This window comes from Streptomyces sp. ADMS (assembly GCF_033441795.1).
Taxonomy (GTDB): Bacteria; Actinomycetota; Actinomycetes; order Streptomycetales; family Streptomycetaceae; genus Streptomyces.
The window spans coordinates 1-13500 of sequence record NZ_JAVFVX010000052.1 but is presented as its reverse complement, the minus strand read 5'-3'; the positions used below and the strand labels follow the sequence as shown (position 1 = coordinate 13500).

12 protein-coding genes and 2 pseudogenes are annotated in these 13500 nt (G+C 69.6%); 8 read left to right on the top strand and 6 right to left on the bottom strand.

The window, feature by feature from the left end:
* Positions 1 to 10: 10 nt before the first annotated feature.
* The gene (locus RB628_RS42680) at positions 11 to 259 is read left to right on the top strand and encodes a hypothetical protein (protein ID WP_412180707.1); all 249 of its coding nucleotides are present in this window, start codon (positions 11 to 13) and stop codon (positions 257 to 259) included.
* 84 nt (positions 260 to 343) lie between these two features.
* Here the strand turns inward: RB628_RS42680 and RB628_RS22665 are convergent, their stop codons facing one another.
* The 4 genes from RB628_RS22665 to RB628_RS22650 all read right to left on the bottom strand — a co-directional run bounded on the left by RB628_RS22665 (position 344) and on the right by RB628_RS22650 (position 4800).
* Positions 344 to 1438, bottom strand: coding sequence for an aminotransferase class V-fold PLP-dependent enzyme (locus RB628_RS22665; protein ID WP_318322342.1), 1095 nt, complete (start codon positions 1436 to 1438; stop codon positions 344 to 346).
* Positions 1439 to 1509: 71 nt separating this feature from the next.
* On the bottom strand, positions 1510 to 2235 hold the full coding sequence (locus RB628_RS22660) for a DsbA family oxidoreductase (protein ID WP_318322341.1): 726 nt from the start codon (positions 2233 to 2235) through the stop codon (positions 1510 to 1512).
* Between the two features lie 291 nt (positions 2236 to 2526).
* Entirely contained in the window at positions 2527 to 3135 is a 609-nt protein-coding gene (locus RB628_RS22655; protein WP_318322340.1) for a DUF1349 domain-containing protein, read from the bottom strand.
* Between the two features lie 135 nt (positions 3136 to 3270).
* Entirely contained in the window at positions 3271 to 4800 is a 1530-nt protein-coding gene (locus RB628_RS22650; protein WP_318322339.1) for an aldehyde dehydrogenase (NADP(+)), read from the bottom strand.
* A 177-nt stretch (positions 4801 to 4977) separates the two neighbouring features.
* Between RB628_RS22650 and RB628_RS22645 the strand changes: the two genes are divergently transcribed.
* The 3 genes from RB628_RS22645 (at position 4978) to RB628_RS22635 (ending at position 7843) form a co-directional block, all read left to right on the top strand.
* Positions 4978 to 5751 (top strand): IclR family transcriptional regulator, encoded by a 774-nt coding sequence (locus RB628_RS22645; RefSeq protein WP_105975017.1) that lies wholly within the window; start codon positions 4978 to 4980, stop codon positions 5749 to 5751.
* Positions 5752 to 5772: 21 nt separating this feature from the next.
* Positions 5773 to 6246 (top strand): GNAT family N-acetyltransferase, encoded by a 474-nt coding sequence (locus tag RB628_RS22640; RefSeq protein ID WP_318322376.1) that lies wholly within the window; start codon positions 5773 to 5775, stop codon positions 6244 to 6246.
* 142 nt (positions 6247 to 6388) lie between these two features.
* Positions 6389 to 7843, top strand: coding sequence for a peptidoglycan D,D-transpeptidase FtsI family protein (locus RB628_RS22635; RefSeq protein WP_318322338.1), 1455 nt, complete (start codon positions 6389 to 6391; stop codon positions 7841 to 7843).
* An 83-nt stretch (positions 7844 to 7926) separates the two neighbouring features.
* Here RB628_RS22635 and RB628_RS22630 read toward each other — a convergent pair whose 3' ends face one another.
* The gene (locus tag RB628_RS22630; RefSeq protein ID WP_318322337.1) at positions 7927 to 9378 is read right to left on the bottom strand and encodes an NCS2 family permease; all 1452 of its coding nucleotides are present in this window, start codon (positions 9376 to 9378) and stop codon (positions 7927 to 7929) included.
* 286 nt (positions 9379 to 9664) lie between these two features.
* Between RB628_RS22630 and RB628_RS22625 the strand changes: the two genes are divergently transcribed.
* The 3 genes and pseudogenes from RB628_RS22625 to RB628_RS22615 form a co-directional block, all read left to right on the top strand.
* Positions 9665 to 10231 (top strand): SigE family RNA polymerase sigma factor, encoded by a 567-nt coding sequence (locus RB628_RS22625; RefSeq protein ID WP_318322336.1) that lies wholly within the window; start codon positions 9665 to 9667, stop codon positions 10229 to 10231.
* Positions 10228 to 11091 (top strand): hypothetical protein, encoded by an 864-nt coding sequence (locus tag RB628_RS22620; RefSeq protein WP_318322335.1) that lies wholly within the window; start codon positions 10228 to 10230, stop codon positions 11089 to 11091. Before RB628_RS22625 ends, RB628_RS22620 begins: the two co-directional genes overlap by 4 nt.
* Before the next feature lie 92 nt (positions 11092 to 11183).
* Positions 11184 to 11492: pseudogene (locus tag RB628_RS22615) on the top strand (polysaccharide lyase family protein); the annotation flags it as partial.
* A 71-nt stretch (positions 11493 to 11563) separates the two neighbouring features.
* On the opposite strand, the gene RB628_RS22610 reads toward RB628_RS22615, so the two are convergent.
* A complete protein-coding gene (locus tag RB628_RS22610) occupies positions 11564 to 12718 on the bottom strand; it encodes a right-handed parallel beta-helix repeat-containing protein (RefSeq protein ID WP_318322334.1) in 1155 nt (384 codons plus the stop codon).
* 265 nt (positions 12719 to 12983) lie between these two features.
* On the opposite strand from RB628_RS22610, the pseudogene RB628_RS22605 reads away from it, so the two are divergent.
* Positions 12984 to 13500 (top strand): annotated as a pseudogene (locus tag RB628_RS22605) (1,4-beta-xylanase); the annotation flags it as partial.

Sequence of the window (13500 nt, the reverse complement as noted above, 5' to 3'; positions counted from 1 at the left end):
GAGCACGCGGGTGGGCGAGCATCGACAGCCAGATGCGCAGCGAGCCACGGCGCGCGCCGAAGGCGTACGGCCTGGTCCAGAGCTGGGCGAAGACCTCCTGTACCACGTCCTCGGTGGCGGCCGTACCGTGCGCGTGACGCGCGCGGCGGCTGCGCGCACCTGGCCGCCGTACGGCGTGTACGCCTCGGCCGGCGCGGACTCTCCCCGTACACCCGCCGCCGACGCGGTTCCGCGCCGGCGGGCGGTCTCACGGACCTGACGGTCCTGTCCGGCGTCGACTCCACCCGGCACCACCACCCCTTGGCGCCCTTCCTGGCGTCCCCGGGGATCTCGCGCCACCGGTTCAGCCGGACAGGACGTCCAGGAGGCGGTCGACGTCCGAAGTCGTGTTGTAGAGATGGAAGGCCGCGCGCAGATTTCCGGCCCGGTCGGAGACCTCGACCCCGGCCCGGCTCAACTCGGGCTGCCGGTGGCCGAGTTGTGGGACGGAAACGATGGCCGAGCCGGGCGCCGCCAATGGCTGCCGCCCCAGCCGGTCGAGGCCGGCGCGGAAACGGTCGGCGAGCGCGAGGTCGTGGGCGCGTACGGTGTCCACGCCCAACTCCTCGATCAGGGCGAGGGAGTGGCGGGCTCCGGCATAGGAGAACAGACTCGGGCTTTCGTCGAACCGCCGTGCGGAGTGGGCGAGTTCTTGCACCGGGCCGTAGCAGCTGGCCCAGGGCTCCTCCCCCGCGACCCAGCCCGCGAACACGGGTGTCAGTCCGCCCAGATCCTCGGGTACGACGAGGAAGGCCACGCCACGTGGGCAGACGAGCCACTTGAAGGCGACGGAGGAGACGTAGTCGTAGGCATCCGCGTCGATGGGCAGCCAGCCGGTGGCCTGGGAGGCGTCCACGTACGTACGGGCGCCGTGCTCGCGGGCGGCCTCGCGGAGGGCGCCCAGGTCGACGATGCGTCCGTCGGCGGACTGTGCGGCGCTGACGGCGACGAGGGCGGTGCCCGGCCGGACGGACTCGGGAATCCGCTCCAGCGGCACGGTCCGCACCTTCAGGTCCCCGCGCACGTGGAACGGGTTGAGGACGGAGGTGAAGTCGTCCTCGGCGGTGAGGACTTCGGCGCCGGCGGGCAGCGACGCGGCGATCAGTCCGCTGTAGACGGCGACCGAGGCCCCGGCGGCGACCCTGCGCTCGGACACCCCGACGAGCCGCGCGAAGGCGGCGCGCGAGGCCTCCACGTCGGCGAACATGTCCTGCGACTGGCCGTCGGCCACGGACTGCACGGCGTCGCGCATGGCGGCCACCGCGCGGGCGGGGAGGAGGCCGGTGCTCGCGGTGTTCAGATAGGTGTTCTTCGGAGCGAACTCGGCACGGACGAGGTTACGGAGGTTCTCGAAGGTCTCCATGGCACTACTGTGCGGCCCGGAGATCTCCCCGTCCATTGCCGAATTCTGCACGGCACCGCGAAGAACTGCTTATACATCAGCCCTGACCTGTGGTTTTCCAGCCGGCACTACTTCTGGGACACGGCACACCCGTCGGGCCCGCAGACCTCGGCGCTCTCGCTTCCCTCCGCCTGGACGACCTTGAGGGGAGCGGGCCGTTCACCCCATGCCTGGGTGAGCGCCTGGGCGAAGACCTCGGCGGGCTGGGCGCCGGAGACGCCGTACTTCCGGTCGAGGACGAAGAACGGCACCCCGCCCGCGCCCAGTTCGGCGGCCTCGCGCTCGTCCGCGCGTACGGCGTCGGCGTACGCGTCCGGGTCGGCGAGTACTCCCCGGGCGTCGTCGGCGTCGAGGCCGGCGGCGACGGCCAGCTCCACGAGCCGCTCCTCGTCGCCGAAGACGGACCGCTCCTCGGCGAAGTTCGCCCGGTAGAAGAGCTGGATCAGCTCGTCCTGGCGCCCCTTGTCCTTCGCGAGGTGGAGCAGGCGGTGCATGTCGAAGGTGTTGCCGTGGTCACGGTCCCGGGTCCGGTACGCGAGCCCCTCGGCGGCGGCCTGCGCCCCCAGGTTCTCCTCACCGGCCTGCGCCTGCGCCTCGCTCATGCCGTACTTCTTGGTGAGCATCGTGAGCACGGGCTGGATGTCACCCTTGGCCCGCCCCGGGTCCAGCTCGAAGGACCGGTGCACCACCTCGACGCCGTCGCGGTACGGGAAGGCGTCGAGCGCCTTCTCGAAGCGGGCCTTGCCCACGTAGCACCAGGGGCAGGCGATGTCGCTCCAGATCTCGACGCGCATGTCTTCGGCTCTCCAGGTCTGACGGGTACGGAGACGCTCCCCGCTGGGTGGATGAACGTTCAAGCAGCGCGGATCATTCCCGGGTTCCCTGCGACGTATGCGCGGCCCCCGGCGGGGGCCGCGCAGCGCTTACGGGTGGTGGGTGAGTCGGTGCTGGGGCGGGGGATCCTTTTTCGGACCGGCGGTTCGACCCAGGGGCGCGGGGAACTGCGACCAGCCCCCGCAGACCCTCACCGCCCGACACCTGACCTGGCACATCCGACGGCGCCCGGCTCAGGCCCAGCGCAGCGCTCAGCTGCCGTCCCGCAGATCCTTCGGCCACTCCGGGCGGAACTCGATGTGGTCGTACGTCACCACGCACCCCTCCCCCATCGGCGACTGGGTCATGAAGCCGACCAGGGCCGCGTCCGCCTCCTTCTCGTCGCCCAGGGTGAACAGGCGGACGAAGGTCCACCTCTCGCCGTCGCGCGAGGCGTGGAAGGCGAAGGCCCGGCCGGTGCGGCTGATCCGGAGCCAGACCGAACTGCCGCCCACAGTGAAGGAGTTGGCGTCGTCGGAGTGTCCCCGGGTGACCACCGTGCAGACGGTGGGCACATCCGGGGAGTACTCCAGACAGAGCTTGGCCCAGGCCCGTTCGCCGACATGGACGTACAGCACCCCGGCGTCGAAGGCCGCCCCGAACCCGACGGTGACCCGGGCGATCAGCTGGAACTCCCCCTCCGGGGCGCCCAGCAGCCGCGGCGCGTCGGCGGCGGGATCCAGCGCCTCCCCGGTGGGCGGCACGAACCGGTCCTGCCGGGGCCCGGCCCACCCGGTGAGCACCCCGTCCTCGAAGGACCAGTGCCCGTCGGGTCCATACGTACGGAGGGGAAAGGGCAGTGGGGAAAGCTCCAAGTCCATTGCCTGATTATCGCAGCGGAAGACAGGCGGACTTAAGGGGTGCGGGGCTGTGCCGATATGCGGCTCCGCCGCGCGGGCGCGACAGGCCACAACGGGCCCGCAGCCGCGAATCCCGCACCCCACCAGCGATCAGCGCTACCGCTCCAGCTGACCGTTGAACCGACGCGGCAGCCCCAACTCGTTCTCGTCCCGCAGCTCGACCGGCAGCAGCGCGGCAGGCGCGTTCTGATAAGCCACCGGCCGCAGCCACCGCTCAACAGCCGTGCCGCCGACGGAAGTCGACGTGGACGTCGTGGCGGGGTACGGCCCCCCGTGATGCTGGGCCGCGGCCACAGCGACCCCGGTCGGCCACGCGTTCACCAGTACACGCCCGGCCAGCGGCGTCAGCTCGGCGAGGATCTCCGCCCCACGCCCCTCCCCCGCGGCTTCCTCGGCCGACAGGTGGACCGTCGCCGTCAGGTTCCCCGGCAGTCGCGAGAGAACGGCGTTCGCCTCGGCGTCGTCCGCGTAGCGTGCCACCACGGTGACCGGCCCGAAGCACTCCTCCAGGAGCAGGTCGTACGCCCCCTCGGCCGCCAGCTTGTCCGCCGCCACCGTGAGGAACCCCGCGCTGACCGTGTGCTCGCCGCCCGCGCCCGGCGTCACCGGGGACTCGACCTCGGGCAGTTCGGCGCGCTCGGCGACACCGGCGACGAAGTTGTCTCGCATCCGGTGGTCGAGGAGAACGCCGGACGCGGTGTCGCTCACCGCGTCCGTCAGGGACTTCAGCAGACGGTCGCCCGCCGCGCCGGCCGGGGCCAGCACCAGGCCGGGCTTCACGCAGAACTGGCCGACGCCCAGCGTCATGGAGCCCGCGAGGCCCGTTCCGATCGCCTCGGCACGCTCGTTGGCGGCCGCCTCCGTGATCACCACCGGGTTCAGTGAGCCCAGCTCTCCGTGGAACGGGATCGGGACCGGACGGGCCGCCGCCGCGTCGAAGAGAGCACGGCCGCCTCGTACGGAACCGGTGAAGCCGGCCGCCGCGACCAGCGGGTGCTTGACCAGCTCGACGCCCGCCTCGAAGCCGTGGACCAGACCGACGACACCGTCGGGGATGTCGTGCTGGGCCGCGGCCCGGCGCAGGACCGCCGCGACCAGCTCGGAGAGGCCCGGGTGGTCCGGGTGCGCCTTGACGACCACCGGGCAGCCGGCCGCGAGCGCGCTCGCGGTGTCACCGCCGGGCACGGAGAAGGCGAAGGGGAAGTTGGAGGCCGAGTAGACGGCGACGACGCCCAGCGGGACCTTGTAGCGGCGCAGGTCCGGGATCGGCGGCGTCGCGGTGTCGTCGGGGTGGTTGATGACGACGTCGAGGAAGGCGCCCTCGTCGACGATGTCCGCGAAGGCCCGCAGCTGGTAGCAGGTGCGGGCGAGTTCGCCGGTCAGCCGGACCGGGCCGAGCGCGGTCTCCGCGTCGGCGGCCTCGACGAGCTGGTCCTTGGCCGCTTCGAGCTGCTCGGCGGCGCTGCGCAGGAAGGCCGCGCGAACCGTGCGGTCCACGAGGGCCGGGCGGGCGGCGTGGGCCGCGCGGACGGCGGCGTCCACCTCCTGGGCTGTGGCCTCGACCGCAACCTGCTCCCGCTGCTTCCCGGTACGGGGGTCGACACTCCAGACTGGTGCTGCTGCCACCGGGGGTCCCTCCATTTTTGTTGCCACGTGTGTTGCCGGTTCTTCGGCAGCGTGCTGCCGCTTGTGATGCGTATTTCCTGTGTCATCCACCAGGTGCGTTCGATATGCTGAACGCCGTCTCTGATGATGAATATGCTGTTGGAGACTATTTCCCGTCGAACGAAGGGGTCAAGGGCGATGTCGGCAGCCGAGACAGGCGGCGGGGCGCAGGTCAAGTCCGCGGTACGGACCGTTGAACTGCTGGAATACTTCGCCGGGCGTCCCGGCATGCACTCCCTGGCGGCGGTCCAGGAGGCCGTGGGTTACCCCAAGTCCAGTCTCTACATGCTTTTGCGTACGCTCGTCGACCTCGGCTGGGTCGAGACCGATGCTACGGGCACGCGGTACGGCATCGGCGTACGGGCGCTGCTGGTCGGCACCTCCTACATCGACGGCGACGAAGTGGTCGCGGTGGCCCGCCCGACCCTCGACCGGCTCTCCGACGACACCACGGAGACCATCCACCTGGCCCGGCTCGACGGCACGAACGTCGTCTACCTCGCCACCCGCCAGTCGCAGCACTACCTGCGCCCCTTCACCCGGGTCGGCCGCCGGCTGCCCGCCCACTCGACCTCCCTCGGCAAGGCGCTGCTGGCCACCCACACCGACGAGCAGGTCCGCAAGCTGCTCCCGGAGACGCTGCCCGCGCTGACCGAGCACACGATCACCGACCGGGAGAAGCTCATCGAGGAGCTGCGCCTGGTGCGCGAGCAGGGCTTCGCGGTGGACCGCGAGGAGAACACGCTGGGGCTGCGCTGCTTCGGCGTGGCCGTCCCCTACCGCACGCCCGCGCGGGACGCGATCAGCTGCTCTGTGCCGGTCGCCCGGCTCACCCCGGCCCACGAACAGATGGTCAAGGACGCCCTCTTCGACGCCCGGGACCGGCTGACGCTGGCCACACGGAGGCTCTGAGTGATGCGGTACACGGATTCCATGGACATCGTCCTGCGCGAGGTCCACGACAGTGACCTGCCGGTCTTCTTCCGGCAGACGAACGACCCGGAGTCGCTGTGGATGGCGGCGTTCACGGCGAAGGACCCGACCGACCGAGGCGCCTTCGACGCCCACTGGGAACGGATCCGCGCCGCACCGGACGTGCTGCAGCGCACGGTCCTCGTCGACGGTGACGTGGTGGGCAGCGCGGCAGTGTACGGCGAGCCGGGCTCCCGCGAGGTGACGTACTGGATCGACCGCGCCTACTGGGGACGCGGTATCGCGACCGCCGCCCTGCGCGCACTCGTCGCCGCCGTCCCCGAGCGCCCGCTGCACGCGCGTGCAGCCGCCGACAACGCGGGCTCGCTGCGGGTCCTGGAGAAGTGCGGTTTCCGCGTGTCCGGGCACGACCGGGGGTACGCGCAGGCGCGCGGCGCGGAGATCGACGAGGTCGTGCTGACGCTGGAGGCATGACCGTCGCAGGACGGCACAGGACGGCACAGGACGGCACAGGACGGCACAGGTGTCCCTTACACCCTCCCGCGTTTCCTGAATGTGCCATGAGAAATCAGGCGAAGGGGAACGTTCCGATCCGCGCCGGTCGTCTTCGGAGGGGATGAACAAGACGATCAGGCGCGCCTCCGTCTTCTCGCTGCTGCTCGTGCTCTCGCTGCTGGTCAGGGCGACATGGGTGCAGTTCTACGACGGTCAGGCGCTCGCGGACGACAGCAAGAACCGGCGGAACGCGATCGCGTTGTACGCGAACCCGCTCGGGAACATCATCGTGGCCGGCGAGTCGGTCACGGGCTCGAAGGAGACGGGCAGCGGAGATCTCAAGTACCAGCGGACGTACACGGACGGCGAGCTCTACGCCGCCGTGACCGGATACAGCACGCCGCTGTTCGCGCCGACGCAGCTTGAGGGCATCTACAAGGACGTGCTCGACGGCTCGGACAGCAGACTCACCACCGTCATGGACACGGTCACCAACGAGCACGCCGCCCCGGGGAACGTGATCACGACGATCGACCCGGACGTACAGAAGGCGGCGTACGCGGCGCTCGGTGACAAGAAGGGCGCGGCCGTCGCCATCGACCCGAAGACCGGCAGGATCCTCGCCATGGTCTCCACGCCGTCGTACGACCCGTCGACGATCACCGGGGCGAGCGACGGCGACATTTGGACCAAGCTCAACAAGGACCCCGACAAACCGCTGGTCAACCGGGCGATACGGCAGCCGCTGCCGCCGGGTTCGACGTTCAAGCTGGTGGTCGCGGCGGCGGCCCTGGAGGACGGGCTGTACGGGTCGGTGGACGACCGTACGGACAGCCCCGACCCGTACACGCTGCCGGGTACGATCCGCGAGCTGACGAACGAGAATCCGAACGCGCCCTGCGAGAACGCCACGATCCGGGTCGCCCTCCAGTACTCCTGCAACAACGTGTTCGGGAAGATGGCCGTCGACCTCGGGCAGGACAAGGTCAGGGCGATGGCGGAGAAGTTCGGCTTCAACGACGACGAGCAGGACGTACCGGTACGGGCGTACACGAGCGTGTACCCCTCGGACATGGAGGAGTCGGAGACCGCGCTGACGGGCATCGGACAGTTCGATGTCACGGCGACGCCGCTCCAGATGGCCATGGTGTCCGCCGCGATAGCCAACGGCGGCAAGCTGGTCTCGCCGCACATGGTGTCCCAGGTCACGAACTCCGACGGGGACGCCCTGGAGGACTACGACAGCGAGGCGTCGACCAAGGAGATCGTCAGCTCGGAGACGGCCGAGCAGTTGCAGTCGGCGATGCAGACGGTTGTCTCCGACGGTACCGGGACGAACGCGCAGATCGCCGGGGCGACGGTGGGAGGCAAGACGGGTACGGCTCAGCATGGGGAGAACAACAGCCAGACGCCCTATGCCTGGTTCACGTCCTATGCGAGGTCCGACTCCAGCGGGAAGGAAGTCGCGGTGACTGTTCTGGTTGAGCAGTCGGGGGCGGCCCGGTCCGAGGTGAGTGGGAACGGGCTGGCCGCGCCTGTCGCCAGGGCGATGATGAGCGCCGCGCTGGCCGGGTGAGCTGTTCGGCTGTGGTGCCGTCGTGGGATTTCGCGCAGTTCCCCGCGCCCCCGTCAAGGGCGCGGGGTTGCCTGCGCCGGCGACTACTTCGTGCCGAAGAGCTGCTGGAGGGGGTCGATCGCGAAGTAGATCAGGAACAACGCGCTCGTGCCCCACAGGAGCCAGTGGACCTCCTTCGCCTTGCCGAGGACCGTCTTGATGAGGACGTAGGCCAGGAAGCCCGCGCCGATGCCGTTGGTGATGGAGTACGTGAACGGCATCACGGCGATCGTCAGGAACGCGGGGATGGCGATCTCGTACTTGTCCCAGTCGATCTGCTTGACCTGGGTCATCATCAGGAAGCCGACCGCGACCAGGGCGGGGGCGGCGGCCTGCATCGGGACGATCGTCAGGACCGGCGTCAGGAAGAGCGCGCAGGCGAACAGGCCGCCTGTGATCAGGTTGGCGAAACCGGTGCGCGCGCCCTCGCCGACGCCCGCCGCCGACTCGATGTACGAGGTCGCCGAGGACGACGAGCTCGCGCCGCCCGCCACCGCCGCCGCGCCGTCGATGAGCAGCACGCGGCCCAGGTTGGGGACCTTGCCCTCCTTGTCGAGGAGGCCCGCCTCGGCGGTGATGCCGACGACCGTGCCCATGGTGTCGAAGAAGTCCGACAGGATGAGGGTGAAGATCAGCAGGACGACGGTGATCACCGTGGTCTCGCCGAACGCGCCGAACAGGCTGAAGTCGCCGATCAGCCCGAAGTCGGGGGTGTCCGCGATCTTGTCGGGCCAGGCCGGCGTGGTCAGGCCCCAGCTCTTGATGTCGGCGACCGAGTTGATGACGAGCGCGACGAGCGTCATCGTGACGATGCTGATCAGGATCGCGCCCTTCACCTTGCGCGCGAACAGGCCGATGGTCAGCAGAACGCCGAGACAGAAGACGAGGATCGGCCAGCCGCTGAGCGTGCCCGCGCCGCCGAGCTGTACCGGGACCGTGGTGTTGGCGGCGTCCGGAATGCGGGTGACGAAGCCGGCGTCGACGAAGCCGATGAAGGCGATGAACAGGCCGATGCCCACGCCGATCGCCGCCTTCAGCGGCCCCGGTATCGCGTGCATGATCGCCTCGCGGAGGCCGGTCACCACGAGGACGCAGATCAGCAGGCCCTCCAGGACGACCAGGCCCATCGCGTCGTCCCAGCTCATCAGCGGGGCGATCTGGAAGGCGACCACCGCGTTGAGGCCGAGGCCCGCGGCGAGCGCGAGCGGAAGGTTGCCGCCCACGCCCATGATGATCGTCATCACCGCGGCCACCAGGGCGGTGGCGGTGACGAGCTGGACGCTGTCCAGCTGGTGCCCGAACTTGTCCTTGGCGCTGCCCAGGATGATGGGATTCAGGACAAGGATGTAGGCCATCGTGAAGAACGTGGCGAAGCCGCCGCGTACTTCACGGGCGAAGGTGGACCCCCGCTCGGAGATCTTGAAGAAGCCGTCGACGCTGTTCGCCGCGGGGGGCGCGGCGCCCGGCCGGTCAGCCACCTTCTGTGGTTCGGACATGGCGGATACTCCTCGTTGCCTGAATGATCTGTGTGCGGATGCTGGCTGGATTGTTCCTGTGTTGAACCGTTCTCAGGTTTTCTCCGTGTTACGGAATCAGGATCGACCTGTCGTACGACACTCGAAGAGCCGTACGCACGCCTGATACTCTCTCGGCTCTCGCGCCAAACGATCACCACCTCTTCACCGGCGCACCACAGCGGCCGTATACGCAGACGCCCGGCTTCGGCCGGCAGCCGCCGCCGGCCTGGGAAAACTCAGCGAATCTAAGGGGGAGAGGTCGCCCGTGGGCACTGTCGTCGACGACGCAGCCTCCGTGGAGTTCCATGCCTTCTTCGAGCGGCACTACGCAGAGCTCGCACGCCTGGCCCACCTGCTGACGGGCGAGGCGGACGCCGCCGACGACCTGGCGGCGGACGCGCTGCTCGCGCTGTGGCACCGCTGGGACCGGGTGCGGGCCGCCGATCACCCGGTGGCGTACGCGCGTGGCGTGGTCGCCAATCTGGCCAAAACCCGTATCCGCAGCGCGGTCCGGGAGCGCCGGCGGATCACACTGTTCTGGTCGCAGCGGGAAGAGAAGACGGAGAATCCCGACATACCGGGCGCCATAGACGTCCAGGAAGCCCTGCGCAGGCTGCCGTTCCGCAAGCGGGCGTGTGTGGTGCTCCGGCACGCCTTCGACCTCTCGGAGAAGGACACGGCGCTCGCCCTGGGCGTTACTGTCGGTACGGTTAAGAGCCAGACGTCCAAGGGAATGGCCGAACTGCAGCGGCTCCTTGGCAGCGACGAGGCCCCGCTTCGAGTGCGTACCCCTGTGCGCACCACCGGCGGAGCGGGAGGAACGAACCGATGAGGACGCCGCACGACGAGCTGCGCGCCGGGCTGCGCGAGGCGGCCGAGGCGTACGAGCCCGACCGCGCGCGCATCCTCGCGCGGGTCGAGCGCGGTATGGCCGCCGGTCCCGAGGAGAAGCGCCCACGGCGCCGGGCGACCCGTCCGCCGCTGCTGGGCTGGGCGCGGGTCGCCGGCGCGACCGCGGCGGTCTCCGGGATCCTCGCGATGGGCGGATACGCGCTGGCCTCGGCGGTGAAGAGCGACGAGACCCCGGCCGACCCGACCGTCTCGGTGTCACCGCTGCCGACCCCGTCACCGGACGCGACCAGCCGGGCACCGGTCCAGCCGGCCCCTGAACCGTCGGGCGGCAACACTCAGGACGACAAGCCGAGTTCGACGCCCACTCCGACGCCGGAGGCGTCGAACACGGCGGCTGCGCCAGCCGCGAAGGGCACCGAGGACGGGCCGCTGTGGTCGGACGGTTCGGTCGATCCGCACAGCAACGACTTCTGGGCACAGAGCAACGTCACCATCAAGACGTCCGAGCAACTCACCACGCTCACAGTCGAGCTGAAGGTCGCCGAGACCGACGGGGTCACCTCCGCGGGTGCCTGGCGGTCGGCTCCGGAGGACGACTTCGAGCTGACGGTCGCCGAGCGCGACGGCTTCCTGGTCTACACCTGGGTGCTCAAGGAGGGCCGCACGGTCTGGCCGGGCGAGTACGTCTTCGCCGGCCAGTACGACCACACACGCGGCGGCCGGGACGCCAAGGACGACACATACGCGGTGACGGCGACGGCTGCGGGTGAACAGCGGGCGGTGAAGGGCGACTTCGCAGGACAGGACAGCAACGACGAGTCGGACGAGGGCGATTCGTGACGGCGTAGGCCCGACTCGTGAAGAAATTCGGCAGACTCGGCAACCCTTTCCGCGCGGGTGGCGACCACGAGACGCACCGCTGACCGCCGCCCCAGGCCCGCGCCGCGCACACCCTGCGCATCGGCGTGACGGACGCCTTCGCGGGCGGGCGCCCGCGCGTCACGGTCAACGACTGGGTGCCGACGATCCCCTCGGCACCCTCGCAGCCCGCGACGCGATCTCTCACCACGGGTTCGTACCGGGGGAACAACCGTACGTTCACGTACAGCGTCCCTGGTAGTGCGTGGATGACGGACGCGGGGCAGTACAACGTACTGAAGATCAACATCGTCAGTGGTTCGAGCGGCACGGCGTTCCTCAGCCCGGGCACCTCGTTCGACTGCCTGGATCTGCTGGCCTGAGCCCCCCTCGGCCAGTCAGAGAGCCCTCGCCGGTGACGACCGGCGGGGGCTCAACTCTCTTTTGCCGTATGTCAGTTCATGGTCGAACCAATGACCGTCGAGGCAACCGTCAGGAACGTGGTGACCGGCAGCGAGCCGTTCACCTGCCGGGCACCGTACGCCGTTGTCGCGTCCTTCGACTTCAGCGCCGGTGTCGGGACACCGCTGTCCCAGTTGTTGGCGGCCGAGACGGTGGACGAGCCCAGCTTGGACAGGGCGCCCTTGTTGCCCACCGCGAGGTTCCTCGCCAGCCGCGCCTTGCCGGTGGCGAAGTAGAAGCCGGACTGGGCGTTGGCGTAGGCCGTGTTGCGGTTGAGAAGGATCGCGCCCGTGTTGGAGTTCTCCGTGAACCCGTGCAGGGTGTTGTCCCAGGCCGCGTTGTTGTTGACGACATGCGCGACCGAGGCCCCTCCGCCACCCAGTTTGAAGCCGTTGCCGTTGCCCTCGAAAGCGGAGTCGGACCAGCGGTTCCTGCCGTTGCCGAAGGCCCAGGTGTGCTCGACGGTGACGGGGGTGGAGAACTGCCAGAGGTCGAGCCCGTCGTCCGCGTTGTTGTAGAGGCGCGCTCCGGTGATCCTGTTGCCGGTCCCGGAGCCGAACTTGATGGCGAGGCCGTCGGCGTTCTGGCCGTGGCCGGCGGGGTCGTAGTTGAGGTAACTGTCCAGGTTCTGGACCAGGTTGCCGCTGGTGCCGTCACCGCGCAGGGTGAAGCCGGAGTCGCCGTTGCGCGCGGTGACCAGGTTCCTGAAGATCCCGCCGGTGGACGAGGTGACGACGAAGCCCTGGGCCGGGGAGTTCTGGAAGGTCAGGTTCTGGACGGTCCAGTAGTCGCCGTATATCCCGGCCAGCCAGGAACCGGCGGGCAGCTTGGACCCGTCGATTCTCACCTTCTCGCCGCCGTACGCCCGGAGTGTGATCCGCGCCGAACTGGTGCCGTTCGCCGTAGACTTGAGGGTGGCCGTCGGGTAGTACGTGCCGGCGCGCACCTGGATGACGCTGCCGGCCGCCGCGTTCCTCACCGCGGACTCCAGCTCGGCGGTGCTGGACACGGTGACCGTGCCGGTGGCAGCGCTCGCTCCGTCGGGCGAGAGGCCCAGGTGGACGCCGCCCGCACCGGAGGCGAGGGCCACCGCGGCGGCGACGGAGAGGGTGCGGGTTCTGCGGTGACGACCGGTGCCGATGCGCACGGGACGTTCCTTTCCTCGGGGCCGGGTCCGTGTTTGTCCTTTCAGGACGTGAACCGGGCTGCGGCCTCGATGAGGTGGGGTCGCAGCCCGGCTCTGCTGTCCTGTTGCCGCCCGGCTGAAAAGGGTTGCCGTGGTCCGTACGAAAGGAAGCGAAACTTTCGGTCCCAGCGGCCTCGTCCGCACCGATTGACGCGCTGTCCCCCGCTGGTGAGACTCCGAGGACGATCACCTCAACAGAAACCATCAGACTCCCACAGGATGTGTCATGCGCCCCCACCTCGCCCGCACCTTCCTGCTCCCCCTCATCCCCCTGGCGGCCCTGCTCCTCGCCCTCCTCGCCGCCCCGCCCAGCCCCGCCGCCTCAGGAGCACCACCCGTGACGCAGCAGAAGCACGTACAGAAGCCTGAGCCGAAATCGGCGCAGAAGTACGCCGGTTACCTCTTCGCCTACTTCACCGGTGAGGGCACGGCCGACGGCGAGCAGATCCGGTACGCCCTCAGCCGTGGCAACGACCCGCTGCACTGGCGGGAGTTGAACGCGGGCAAGCCGGTCCTCACCTCCACCATCGGCGAGAAGGGGCTGCGCGACCCGTTCGTGATCCGCTCTCCCGAGGGCGACAGGTTCTACATGAACGCGACCGATCTGCGCATGTACCGGAACAGCAGCGGCAGTTGGGATCACGTCCAGCGGCACGGCAGCAAGTCGATCATGGTGTGGGAGTCCACGGACCTGGTCCACTGGACCGACCAGCGCCTGGTGAAGGTCTCCCCCGACTCGGCCG

Coding starts and splice junctions, on each gene's coding strand:
- RB628_RS22665 (WP_318322342.1), bottom strand. CDS start 1,438: ATGGACGGGGAGATCTCCGGGCCGCACAGTAGTGCCATGGAGACCTTC.
- RB628_RS22660 (WP_318322341.1), bottom strand. CDS start 2,235: ATGCGCGTCGAGATCTGGAGCGACATCGCCTGCCCCTGGTGCTACGTG.
- RB628_RS22655 (WP_318322340.1), bottom strand. CDS start 3,135: ATGGACTTGGAGCTTTCCCCACTGCCCTTTCCCCTCCGTACGTATGGA.
- RB628_RS22645 (WP_105975017.1), top strand. CDS start 4,978: ATGTCGGCAGCCGAGACAGGCGGCGGGGCGCAGGTCAAGTCCGCGGTA.
- RB628_RS22640 (WP_318322376.1), top strand. CDS start 5,773: ATGGACATCGTCCTGCGCGAGGTCCACGACAGTGACCTGCCGGTCTTC.
- RB628_RS22635 (WP_318322338.1), top strand. CDS start 6,389: ATGAACAAGACGATCAGGCGCGCCTCCGTCTTCTCGCTGCTGCTCGTG.
- RB628_RS22630 (WP_318322337.1), bottom strand. CDS start 9,378: ATGTCCGAACCACAGAAGGTGGCTGACCGGCCGGGCGCCGCGCCCCCC.
- RB628_RS22620 (WP_318322335.1), top strand. CDS start 10,228: ATGAGGACGCCGCACGACGAGCTGCGCGCCGGGCTGCGCGAGGCGGCC.